The following is an 11,174-nucleotide window of genomic DNA, read 5'->3' on the forward strand; positions in this document are numbered from 1 at the left end:
GCGGTACGTCACGGCGGTGCGTCACCGCGATGTGTCACCGCGATGCGTCACAGCCGGGGGTCGACCGGCTCCGACTCCAGGGCGAGGACGGCGAAGACCGCCTCGTGGACCCGCCAGAGCGGCTCGCCCCCGGCCAGCCGGTCGAGCGCCTCCAGGCCGAGCGCGTACTCCCGCAGCGCCAGGGAGCGCTTGTGCCCGAGGAACCGGGAGCGCAGCCGCTCCAGGTTGTCGGGGCGGGTGTACTCGGGGCCGTAGATGATCCGCAGGTACTCCCGGCCGCGCACCTTGACGCCCGGCTGCACGAGCCGCCCCTTGGCGTCCCGCACGAGAGCGCCGAGCGGCTTGACGACCATGCCCTCGCCGCCGCTGCCGGTCATCTCCAGCCACCAGTCGACGCCCGCGCGGACGGACGCCTCGTCGCCGGTGTCGACGACGAGCCGACGGGTGACCTGGAGCAGGCCGGTCGGGTCGTGCTCGACGAGCCGGTCCAGCCACCCGAGCTGCGCGTCGTGCGGTTCTGCGGCGAGCGACCGCCCCCGTACCGCGAGGACCTGGAACGGCGCGAGCCGCACCCCGTCCAGCCCCTCGGTGTTCCAGCAGTAGCGCCGGTACGCCTCGGTGAACGCGGCGGCGTCCCCGGCGCGTTCACGCTGGCGTCCGGCGAGAGGGGCCACGTCGACGCCCCGGCCCGCGGCGGCCTCCAGCGCGGCGAGGGCCGGCGGGAGGGCGGCACCGGCGGCGGCGCCCACGGCGGCGTACTGCGAGCGGAGCAGTCCGCCCGCCTTCAGCGACCAGGGCAGCAGCTCCGCGTCGAGCAGGACCCAGTCGGTGTCCCACTCCTCCCAGAGCCCCGCGGCGGTGACCGCGGCCCGGATCCGGCCGAGGAGCGTCTCGGTGAGCTCCGCGTCGTCCAGGAACGGCCGCCCGGTACGGGTGTAGAGCGCGCCGGTCGGCCCGTCCGTGCCGAAGCGCTCACGGGCGGCGGCGGCGTCCCGGCAGACCAGGGCGACCGCCCGCGACCCCATGTGCTTCTCCTCGCACACGACCGTGGTGACGCCGTCCGCCCGGTACTGCGCGAAGGCCTCGGCCGGGTGCTCCAGGTAACCGTCCTCGTGGGAGGTGGCGGTCGGCGCCATCGTCGGCGGGAGGTACGGCAGCAGCCGCGGGTCGACCGCGAACCGGCTCATCACTTCGAGCGCGGCTGCGGCGTTCTCCTCGCGCACCGAGATCCGGCCCATGTGGCTCGTCTCCACGATCCGGCGGCCGTGGACGTCCCCGAGGTCGAGCGGACGGCCCTCCCTGCCGCCCGGCGCCTCGGTCGCCAGCGGCCTGACCGGCTCGTACCAGACCTTCTCGGCGGGCACGTCGACGATCTCGCGCTCCGGCCAGCGCAGCGCGGTCAGCTTGCCGCCGAAGACGGCCCCGGTGTCCAGGCAGAGGGTGTTGTTGACCCAGGAGGCGGTGGGGACCGGGGTGTGGCCGTAGACGACGGCCGCGCGGCCCCGGTACTCCTCGGCCCACGGGTAGCGCACGGGCAGGCCGAACTCGTCGGTCTCGCCGGTGGTGTCGCCGTACAGGGCGTGCGAGCGGACCCGGCCGGAGGTGCGGCCGTGGTACTTCTCGGGCAGCCCGGCGTGGCACACCACCAGGTCGCCGCCGTCCAGCACGTAGTGGCTGACGAGCCCCGCGACGAACTCCGCCACCCGCGCGCGGAACTCGGGGTCGGTACCGTCCTCGCGCTCCAGCTGCTCGATGGTCTCGGCCAGGCCGTGGGTGTGCTGGACCTTGCGGCCCTTGAGGTAGCGGCCGAGCTTGTTCTCGTGGTTGCCGGGCACGCAGAGCGCGTCGCCCGAGGCGACCATGGACATCACCCGGCGCAGCACCCCGGGGCTGTCCGGGCCCCGGTCGACCAGGTCGCCGACGAAGACCGCCGTCCGCCCCTCGGGGTGGCTGCCGTCCGTGTAACCGAGCTCGGCGAGCAGGGACTCCAGCTCACCGCTGCACCCGTGGATGTCACCGATGATGTCGAAGGGGCCGGTGAGGTGGCGCAGGTCGTTGTACCGGCGCTCGCGCACGACGGCGGCCCGGTCGGTCTCCTCCTCGGTGTGCAGCAGGTGCACCTTCCGGAAGCCCTCACGCTCCAGACCGCGCAGCGAACGGCGCAGCTCGCGCCGGTGGCGCTGGACGACGTGGCGCGGCATGTCCGCCCGGTCGGGCCGCTTCGCGTTGCGCGCCAGGCAGATCTCCTCGGGGAGGTCGAGCACCACGGCCACCGGCAGCACGTCGTACTCCCTGGCCAGCTGGACGAGCCTGCGGCGGGCCTCGGACTGCACGTTGGTGGCGTCCACGACGGTCAGCCGGCCCGCTTCGAGGCGCTTGCCGACGATGTAGTGGAGCACGTCGAAGGCGTCGCGGCTCGCGCTCTGGTCGTTCTCGTCGTCGGCGACCAGGCCGCGGCAGAAGTCCGAGGAGACGACCTCGGTGGGCTTGAAGTGGCGGTGCGCGAAGGTCGACTTGCCGGAGCCGGTGGCCCCGATCAGCACGACGAGCGAGAGGTCGGGCACGGGCAGGGTCCGGGGCCCGGCCGTCGGCGGCCCCGCGGTGGCGCTGGTGGTGTCGATGCCGGCGTTGTCGTTGTGGGTGGTCATGCCGCCTTCGCCTCCTTCTCTCTCTCGTTCGTGTTCCTGTTCTTGCCGTTGTCGCTCGCGGCCCCGCTCTCGGCCCCGCTCTCGGCCAGCGTGAAGACCGCCATCTGGGTGGGCGGTCCCACCTCGGGGTCGTCCGGCCCGACGGGGGTGAACGCGACCGTGTAGCCGTAGCGGTCCGCCACGCCCTCCGCCCAGTCGCCGAACTCGGCCCGGGTCCACTCGAAGCGGTGGTCGCCGTGGCGGACGTGCCCGGCCGGAAGGGTCTCCCAGCGCACGTTGTACTCGACGTTCGGCGTCGTGACGAGCACCGTCCGGGGGCGCGCCGAGCCGAACACCGCGTACTCCAGCGCGGGCAGCCTCGGCAGGTCCAGGTGCTCCACGACCTCGCTGAGCACCGCCGCGTCGTATCCCCGCAGCCGCTTGTCCGTGTACGTGAGCGAGCCCTGCAGCAACGCGACCCTGCGGGACTGCCGTTCGCCCATCCGCTCCAGCCTGAGCCGGCGCGCGGCGATCGTGAGCGCGCGCATCGAGACGTCGACGCCGAGGATCTCGGTGAACCGCACGTCCTTGAGCAGTGCCTGGACCAACTGTCCCTGCCCGCAGCCGAGGTCGAGCACCCGGGCCGCACCGGCACCGTGCAGGGCGGCCAGGATCGCTTCGCGCCGCTGGTGCGCGAGCGGCACCGGGCGCTCCGGGGTGTCCGTGGTCTCGTCCACGGCGTTGTCCACGCTCTCCACGTCGAGGTCGTCGGACTCGGCGAGGCGTACGAGTTCCAGCGCCTGCTCGGCCTGGCGGGTCAGCCCCCAACGGCGGGAGAGATAACGGCTGGTGATGAGCCGGTGCTCCGGGTGCGCGGCGAGCCAGCCCTCACCGGCCCGCAGCAGCTTGTCCACCTCGTCCGGCGCCACCCAGTAGTGCTTGGCGTCGTCGAGCACCGGCAGCAGGACGTAGAGCTGGCGCAGCGCGTCGGAGAGCCGCAACTCCCCTTCCAGTACGAGCCGTACGTAGCGGGAGTCGCCCCACTCGGGGAACCGCTCGTCCAGCGGTACCGGCTCCGCTTCCACCCGTGCCCAGCCGAGCGGCCCGAAGAGCTTCGCCACCAGCTCGGCGCCGCCCCGCGCGGGCAGCGCGGGCACCTCGACGCGCAGCGGCAGCGGCGCGGCGGCCCGGTCGGGCATGGCCCGGCAGTCGCCCCGCAGCGCCGACTTGAAGACGGTCGTCATGGCCACCGACATGAGCGAGGAGGCCGCGTACGGGCGGTCGTTGACGTAACTCGCGAGGGCCGCGTCGGGAGCTCCGCCCCGTCCCTTCCCCTTGCCGCGCCGGACCAGCGCCACCGGATCGACCTCCAGCAGCAGCGCGGCCGTGCACCGCTCGGGGGACGCCTCGGGGTAGAAGACGTGCGCCGTGCCGTGCGAGGTCGAGAACGTCTGCGCCTTGTCGGGATGCTTGTGCAGCAGGAAGCCGAGGTCGGTCGCGGGGCGTTCCGGGGTTCCGGTCGTACTGATCGTCATGAACACCTGTCCGAGTATGGGCGGGCGGCTCCCTCCTCACCAGGGATTTTCCGCGCCCCGGCCGCCCGGCGCGGGGCCCCGGCCCGGGGCCGAGTCCCGAGTCGTGTGCCGAGTCGTGTCCCGGGCCTCGTGCCGGGTCGTGTCCCGGCTCGGGTCTCCGGCCGCGCTCCGGTCCGGGTCCGCCGGTGCGCCCGCGTCCGGGTCCACGTCCGGGTCCGCGTCCGGGTCCGCGTACAGCGCGCGGCTCAGTGCGGCGATCCGCTCCGGGCCGACCCGGCAGCAGCCGCCGACCAGCCGGGCGCCGTGCCGTGTCCAGGTACGGACCCGTTCCGGGCCGCCGAAGGTGCTCGCACCCGTCCACCGGCGTGCCCGCGCGTCCCACCGCTCCCCGCTGTTGGGGTAGACGACCACCGGCTTGCCGGTCGTCTCCGCCGCACACCGGACCGCGCCGTCCGCGTCGGCGGGGTCGCAGCAGTTGACCCCGACCGCGATCACCTGGTCGTTCCCGGCGGCCTGCGCGAAGGCCTCCCGCAACGGCTGCCCCGCCCGGGTCAGCCCGCCCGCGACGGTGTACGAGAGCCACACGGGGACTCCGGTACCGGCGACCGCCCGGAGCAGCGCCCGCGCCTCGTCCGTGTCCGGCACCGTCTCCAGCGCCAGTACGTCCGGACCGGCCGCGGCCAGCGCCTCCACCCGGGGGCGGTGGAAGCGCTCCAGCTCCTCGACGGAGAGGCCGTAGCCGCCCCGGTACTCGCTGCCGTCCGCGAGCATCGCCCCGTACGGCCCGACCGAGGCGGCGACCCAGGTCTCGTGCCCCGAGCGGTCGCCCGCGCGACGGGCCAGCTCCACGCTCCGTGCGAGGAGTTCCCGCACCCGGCGGTGTCCGGTCCCCCGGCGGGCGAACCCCTCGAACGTGGCCTGGTAGCTGGCCGTGGTGAGTACCTGTGCGCCCGCCAGCGCGTACGCGGTGTGCGCGGCTTCGATCTGCTCGGGCGCGTCCGTCAGCAGCCTCGCCGACCACAGCGCGTCCGACAGCTCGCACCCCTGGGCCTCCAACTGGTTGGAGAGCCCTCCGTCGAGCACCACCGGGCCCTCGGCGAGGGCGTCGGCGAGAGTTCTCCGGACGGGTCGCACGGGTACTCCTTCCGCTTTCGCGCGTTGCCTCGACCGTGCGTCAGCTCAGCTGCGACTGGACCTGCGAGGAGATCAGCTCCAGGTGGTCCAGGTCGTCGAGGTCGAGGACCTGGAGGTAGATCCGCGAGGATCCGACCGCCGCGAACTGCCCGATCCTGTCGACCACCTCGGCCGGCGAACCGGCGAGGCCGTTGGCCTTCAGCTCATCCACGTCCCGGCCGATGGCGGCGGCCCGGCGCGCCACCTCCGCGTCGTCCTTGCCGACGCAGACCACGAGGGCGTTGGAGTACACCAGGTCGTCGGGGCCGCGCCCGGCCGCCTTCGCGGCCTCCCGCACCCGGCCGAACTGCTTCTCCGTGTCCTCCAGCGAGGCGAACGGGATGTTGAACTCGTCCGCGTACCGCGCGGCCAGCCGCGGGGTGCGCACCGCGCCGTGCCCGCCGATCAGCACCGGCACCTTGGGCTGGGCCGGCTTGGGCAGCGCGGGGGAATCGGTGAGCTGGTAGTACGTGCCGTCGTAGCTGAAGGTCTTGCCGATCTCGGTGGCCCAGAGGCCGGTGACGATGGCGAGCTGCTCCTCCAGGCGCCCGAACTTCTCCTTCGGGAAGGGGATGCCGTACGCCTTGTGCTCCTCCTCGAACCAGCCCGCGCCCAGCCCCAGCTCGACCCGGCCGCCGGACATCTGGTCGACCTGGGCGACCTGGATGGCGAGCACCCCGGGAAGGCGGAAGGTGCCCGCCGTCATCAGCGTGCCGAGGCGGATGCGCTTGGTCTCGCGGGCCAGGCCGGCCAACGTGATCCAGGCGTCGGTCGGGCCCGGCAGGCCGTCACCGCCCCCCATGCGAAGGTAATGGTCGGAGCGGTAGAAGGCGTCGAATCCCAGGTCTTCCGTGGCCTTGGCGACGGTCAGCAGGGTGTCGTAGCTCGCCCCTTGCTGGGGCTCGGTGAAAATGCGCAGATCCATGGTTCCATCCTGCCTCTTCCCGCCCGGCTCCCCTCGCGCGGCTCCCTTCGCGCGCCTCCCCCGCACGGCCTCCCACGTGCGGCTCCCTTCGTGCCTCCTTCGCCCGGGCGCGTCCGTACCGGGATCAACGCCCCGGCACGACGCGGCACCGCCCGAGGCCGCCCGAGGCCCTACCCCCGGATCGCGCCGTACGGGCCGTCCCGCTCCCTCGCCCGCTCCCGCGCCTGTTCGGCGAGGCGGCCGAGCATGCCCCGCACCCGGTCCATCGACTCGTCGGCCGCGTCTATGGCTTCGATGCACTGCCAGTAGAGGGTGTCCTCGCCGGTGTCGCAGGCGACCCCGACGAGCGCCATGCCCGCCTCGCCGAGCAGCAGCGCCAGCCCGTCGAGGGTGCGCGCCACGTCGGTCACCTCCGTGAGGCGGGCCGCACGCGCCTGCCCGGTCAGGTGGACCGGCGCCTCCGGCGCGGACCACTCCCTCCCACCGATCTCACCGAGCCCACGCGCGTCACCGCGTAACTCGGCGGGCCCGGCGACGGACAGCCGGGCGCCGATCGCCCGCGCCAGCGTCTGGGCCTGCCACGCCTCGGTCATGATGGCCGCCGCGCCCCGGCTCTCCGCCAGCGCGCGCCGTCCGATCTCGACCAGTCGTTCCGCTTCCATCCGGTCCCCCGTCACTGTGAAAACCCGGTCACTCAGTCCATTACCCACAGTGAGTGAGGCGGTACCGAAAGGACAGAGGAATTCGGAAATCTGTGGATACGAAGGCGATTGTGGATAAGTCGATCACTCCGAAGAGTGATGCTCAGGGGCTTCGGACCGCCCGGGCACCGGAAAACGCGTCTCGTTCCGGTCGATCTTCGCCGACAGCGCCGCCAGCGCATCCACGCCGAGCACCTCGCAGAACTGGAGCAGATAGGCGAGGACGTCGGCCACCTCGTCCTCCACCCGGTGCGCCGTCACCGGGTCGTTCATCACGGCCGCGGCCTGTTCCGGGGTCAGCCACTGGAAGATCTCCAGCAGTTCGGAGGCTTCCACGCTGAGGGCCGAGGCCAGGTTCTTGGGGGTGTGGTACTGACCCCACTGCCTGGACTCGGCGAAGGCGGCGAGCCGCCGCTGGAGCTGTGCCACATCGAGTTCGTTCACCCGGACAGGTCTACCACTGACGCGCCCTCGGTCCGGCCGGCCAGTGCCGCACCCGACTCCCCCACCGTGCCGATCATCCGCAGGTGTCCGTCGGCGCAGATCCCGGCGGCGAGCCTGATCAGCTCCCCCGCCTGGCGCCCGTCGAGCCCCCGGTCGAACCCGTCCGCCAGCACGGTGAGGGCGCGCATGGCCCAGGGGATTTCGTCCGGGGTGTTCACCTCCAGCACATGAGGCCCCGTCAGCAGCACCAGCGCGAGGGCGAGATAGCGCAGCTCGCCGTCGCCGAGACGCCCCATCGGGGTGGTGCGCCCGTCACCGCGCCCCACCAGGGCCTCCACCGTGCCGTCCGCCAGGTCCCGGGTGGTCAGCCCGGTCACCGGCCCCGCGCATCCGGCCGCCGCCGTGGCCACCAGCCGGGCGTGCCGCTGCGCGCACTGCGTACGGGTCCGGTCGAGCACCGCGGCGAGGTTGTCGCAGCCCGGGCGCAGCCGCCCCTCCCCGGCGCGGGCCGGTCCGCGCATCCCCCGGGGCAGCGGATCGCAGGGGAAGGCGGAGTGCAGCCCCACCACCACCTGCTCGGCGGCGGCGAGGACGCGTAACTGGCCCTCGGTGATGCCGGCCACCCGCAGCGGCAGCAGCGCCGTGGCGAGACGGCCGTCCGGGAGGGGTGCCCGGGTCACCGGCACCTGGCCCGCCGTGTGCCAGGCGGCCTGCACGGTCGGGCGGCGCGGGTCGCGCAGCGCGGTGCTGAGCAGGGTCTGCCCGTCCGCCGTGAGCCGCTCGCCCACGATGCGCAGCGAGGGTTCGGCCTGGACCGCCACGTCGAGCCTGACCGGCCCCGCCGGACCGTCCACGGTGCAGCCGATGCGGAACCCGCGCCGGCCCTCGGCGTCGGCCGCCGCGCGCTCGGGCACGCAGGAGACGGGATCGGGGAACACGTCCTCCAGCGCGTCGCCCGCGCCGAGCCGGGCCAGCGCCTCGTAGGCCCGCAGCGCGGACGAGGTACCGCTGCCGCTGGGGCCGGTGAGCAGGGTCAGCGGCCCCAGCGGCAGGGTCCGGCGCCAGTGCGAGGCGAAGGCGGCCAGCCGCAGTTCGGTGACGACGGGGCGGACGGGCCGGGGCGCGGCGCCGGGAGCGGCGCGGGGCGGGCAGACGCGGGTCGCGCTCGGAGGAGGGGCGGTGGTGGTCATGCCCGGACCGTACGCACGGCTGCGGCGGGCGAACCGTTTTGCCCGGAAGAGCTTCCTACGATTGAGGGATGCCCGCCGGGGTCACCCCCTCCACCTCCATGCCGATCGGCGCGAGGAGGAAGACGTTCCGGTCCACCCGGTGCATGCCGCTGCCGAGTCCGAAGACGACCCCGCTGCTGAAGTCGAGGATGCGCTTGGCCACGTCCGTCTCGGCCGCCGTCAGGTCCAGCAGGACCGGGACCTGCGCGACGAGGTACTCGGCCACCTCGCGGGCGTCGGAGAAGACCTGGACCCGCAGCACCACCAGCCTGCGCTGCTCCTCGGCCCTGTCCTGCCCGATCGCGTGGTGGTCGACCCGGGAGGGCCACTCGTTGCGGCCCCGCAGCGGTACCACCTGCGCCAGGCCCTCCCACTGCGCGTCAGTGGCGTCGTACCTGTCGTACCTGCTCACAGGGTCACCTCGTCCGTGTGCCGGTCGACGGTGCGCCGGCTGCGCTCGCTGTTCATCGGCCAATCCTCTCGTTCCTCACCCGTTCGGCCCACCAGCGACACGGCCGGGAATCCGATCCTCGGATCGGCCCCGCCGCGTACCGGGCCGTCCCTGGCCGCGGCATCAACGTAGCCGGAGAGGCCGGGGCCGATCCAGTCGCCCTGCGCGCGGGCGGACGGGCGGACCCGGCGGGCGTACGGCGGGGCGGGGCGGCCGGGCGGGGACGGAGGCCCCCGGCCGCGACGGAGGCAGCCGGCCGTCGGCCGGCCGACGGCGTACGCCGGTAGGGATCAGGTGCGGGCCGGACCGACCAGCCCCCGCTCGATGTCCTGCGCCAGCGAGGCGACTTCGGACATCACCTCGAACACGCCCGTCTGCTCGGAGCCGTTCAGATGCCGGTACTCGGTGCCGACCGTCACGGCCAGGCGTTCGGGCAGGCCCAGGTCGGGGTGGCGGCCCTCGGCGACGATCCGGCGGGCCGCCTCCGTCGCGGGGATTCCGGCCGCGTGGCAGGCGTGGGCGCGGGTCCGTACGTGGCCGAGGTAGTCGATGTGGTCACGGACTCCGGCCGGGCCGAGCAGCGGTCCGTGGCCCGGCACGACGGTCTTCGCGCCGGTGGCCAGGACGCGTTCGCACGCCTCGATCACGTGGGCGAGCGGACCGGCCCAGTGGCACGGGTGGTCGCCCGGCCGCTCGGGGGTGGAACCGAAGATCACGTCTCCGGTGAACACCGTGCCGTGGTCCGGCAGATGGACGATCAGGTCGCCCGTGGTGTGGGCGGGCGGCAGCGCCGTGATCCGTACCGGGTGGCCGTCCAGGGTCAGTTCGAGCTCGCCGGTGAAGTACGTGGTGGGCACGACGGGTTCGGTGTCCGACCAGTCGAAGGGGCCGAAGTGCCGGGCCAGATAGGCCCCGAGAGGCGTCTTCGGGTCGCCGGAGGCGATCAGGGAGTGCTGCTGCTGCGGGGTGGGCTCGAAGTGGATGTGCTCGCGGGCCCCGCGCGTGACGATGATCTCGGCGTCCGGCACGACACCGGCGCCCCAGAAGTGGTCGCCGTTGGCGTGGGTGACGATCACCCGGTCGATCGACACGCCCTCCGGCAGCCGTTCCTCGCTCGCCGCGAGGAACTGCCCGGCCAGCGCCCGGTCGTAGGGGGTGTCGATCCACAACGCCCCCTTGGGCGAGGCGAGCAGGCCGCAGTTGGCCAGCCCCCAGCCCCTCTCCGGCGGTTGCCAGACGTACAGTCCCTGGCCCAGGTCGACGATGTCCCCACCTATGTTCGGCATGGTCGCGATTATGCCGCGCGCCCGGGGTGCGCCGTACGCCCCTCCGGGGAGAACCACGCCCACGCATGACGGAGGGCCGGGTGGCCTTCGCCCCTCCCGGCCCTCCTGGCGGTGGAATCAGGCGTTCCCGGTCGCCGTTCCGGGTCAGGACTCCTCCGACTCCTCGAAGTAGGCGTCCAGGACCACGTCGAGCTCTTCCGGCCACTCCTTGAGCCGCTTCCGGCTCTCCGCCACCACCTCGGCGTTGAACCAGCGGCGCGAGGAGACGTGGACGGTGAGCGTGAACCGGCGGGCCATGCCGGCGGTCTTCACCTCGACCGCGGAGACCTCGGACCAGTCGAAGTCGGCTTCCTGGTCGTCGAGCGTGAACCGGATTCCCGCCTTGTCCACGCGGATGGACCCACGCCGGTCGCTGATCTCGAAGACCGGCGCGCCGGCCTCGTCACCGTCGGCGGAGCCGGCGGCGGTAGCGTCACGGTCAACGGACGCGTCACCGTCACCGTCACCGGACGCTTCGGCGTCGGCGTCGGTGACCGTCGGCTCCGTACCGGCCGCGGCGGACTCCCCGGCGGCGTCCTCCGGGGCCTCGTCCGCCTTCTCGGCGGTGTCGGCCGGGACGGCGTCCGGGATCCCGGCGTCGTCGGCCGCCGTTTCCGCCGGTGCGCCGGCCTCCTCCTCGTCCCCGGTCCGTACCGGAACGGGGGCCGTGAGGCCGGGAATGTACGCCGGGTCGGTTCCCGCGGCGAACTCGGGCTTCGTCTTGGACTCTATGCTCTGCTCCACGGCGGGCAGTATGGTCCACG

The 11,174-nt window shown here is 73.6% G+C and carries 9 protein-coding genes and 1 pseudogene; all 10 read right to left on the minus strand.

From position 1 onward, the window contains the following. Positions 1-47 precede the first annotated feature (47 nt). Complete coding sequence (locus ACFWEE_RS10735) at positions 48-2,648, minus strand: polynucleotide kinase-phosphatase (protein ID WP_386888240.1); 2,601 nt, start codon at positions 2,646-2,648, stop codon at positions 48-50. Next, positions 2,645-4,168: a 3' terminal RNA ribose 2'-O-methyltransferase Hen1 gene (locus tag ACFWEE_RS10740; RefSeq protein WP_386888241.1), complete on the minus strand. Its 1,524-nt coding sequence runs from the start codon at positions 4,166-4,168 to the stop codon at positions 2,645-2,647. Before ACFWEE_RS10740 ends, ACFWEE_RS10735 begins: the two co-directional genes overlap by 4 nt. 228 nt (positions 4,169-4,396) lie before the next feature. Next, positions 4,397-5,296: pseudogene (mmuM, locus tag ACFWEE_RS10745) on the minus strand (homocysteine S-methyltransferase); the annotation flags it as partial. Positions 5,297-5,336: 40 nt separating this feature from the next. Next, positions 5,337-6,260 carry an LLM class F420-dependent oxidoreductase gene (locus ACFWEE_RS10750; protein ID WP_386888242.1) on the minus strand — a complete coding sequence of 308 codons (924 nt, stop codon included), beginning with the start codon at positions 6,258-6,260 and terminating at the stop codon, positions 5,337-5,339. 170 nt (positions 6,261-6,430) lie between these two features. After that, positions 6,431-6,922 carry a DUF6099 family protein gene (locus ACFWEE_RS10755; protein ID WP_386888243.1) on the minus strand — a complete coding sequence of 164 codons (492 nt, stop codon included), beginning with the start codon at positions 6,920-6,922 and terminating at the stop codon, positions 6,431-6,433. Between the two features lie 123 nt (positions 6,923-7,045). Next, positions 7,046-7,405: a nucleotide pyrophosphohydrolase gene (locus ACFWEE_RS10760; RefSeq protein WP_386888244.1), complete on the minus strand. Its 360-nt coding sequence runs from the start codon at positions 7,403-7,405 to the stop codon at positions 7,046-7,048. Continuing rightward, a complete protein-coding gene (locus ACFWEE_RS10765) occupies positions 7,402-8,595 on the minus strand; it encodes an ATP-binding protein (protein ID WP_386888245.1) in 1,194 nt (397 codons plus the stop codon). The genes ACFWEE_RS10760 and ACFWEE_RS10765 overlap by 4 nt, the downstream gene beginning before the upstream one ends. 55 nt (positions 8,596-8,650) lie before the next feature. After that, a complete protein-coding gene (locus ACFWEE_RS10770; RefSeq protein WP_386888246.1) occupies positions 8,651-9,046 on the minus strand; it encodes a cell division protein SepF in 396 nt (131 codons plus the stop codon). A gap of 329 nt (positions 9,047-9,375) precedes the next feature. Further along, positions 9,376-10,371: an MBL fold metallo-hydrolase gene (locus ACFWEE_RS10775; RefSeq protein WP_386888247.1), complete on the minus strand. Its 996-nt coding sequence runs from the start codon at positions 10,369-10,371 to the stop codon at positions 9,376-9,378. A gap of 144 nt (positions 10,372-10,515) precedes the next feature. Continuing rightward, positions 10,516-11,154, minus strand: coding sequence for a hypothetical protein (locus ACFWEE_RS10780; protein ID WP_386888248.1), 639 nt, complete (start codon positions 11,152-11,154; stop codon positions 10,516-10,518). Between the last annotated feature and the right edge of the window lie 20 nt (positions 11,155-11,174).

It is taken from the genome of Streptomyces sp. NPDC060184, assembly GCF_042728795.1.
In the GTDB taxonomy this organism is placed as follows: domain Bacteria; phylum Actinomycetota; class Actinomycetes; order Streptomycetales; family Streptomycetaceae; genus Streptomyces.

What these genes read in the sequence shown, in the direction of transcription:
- ACFWEE_RS10765 (WP_386888245.1), bottom strand. Translation starts at nt 8,595, where the DNA reads ATGACCACCACCGCCCCTCCTCCGAGCGCGACCCGCGTCTGCCCGCCC.
- ACFWEE_RS10755 (WP_386888243.1), bottom strand. Translation starts at nt 6,922, where the DNA reads ATGGAAGCGGAACGACTGGTCGAGATCGGACGGCGCGCGCTGGCGGAG.
- ACFWEE_RS10775 (WP_386888247.1), bottom strand. Translation starts at nt 10,371, where the DNA reads ATGCCGAACATAGGTGGGGACATCGTCGACCTGGGCCAGGGACTGTAC.
- ACFWEE_RS10750 (WP_386888242.1), bottom strand. Translation starts at nt 6,260, where the DNA reads ATGGATCTGCGCATTTTCACCGAGCCCCAGCAAGGGGCGAGCTACGAC.
- ACFWEE_RS10735 (WP_386888240.1), bottom strand. Translation starts at nt 2,648, where the DNA reads ATGACCACCCACAACGACAACGCCGGCATCGACACCACCAGCGCCACC.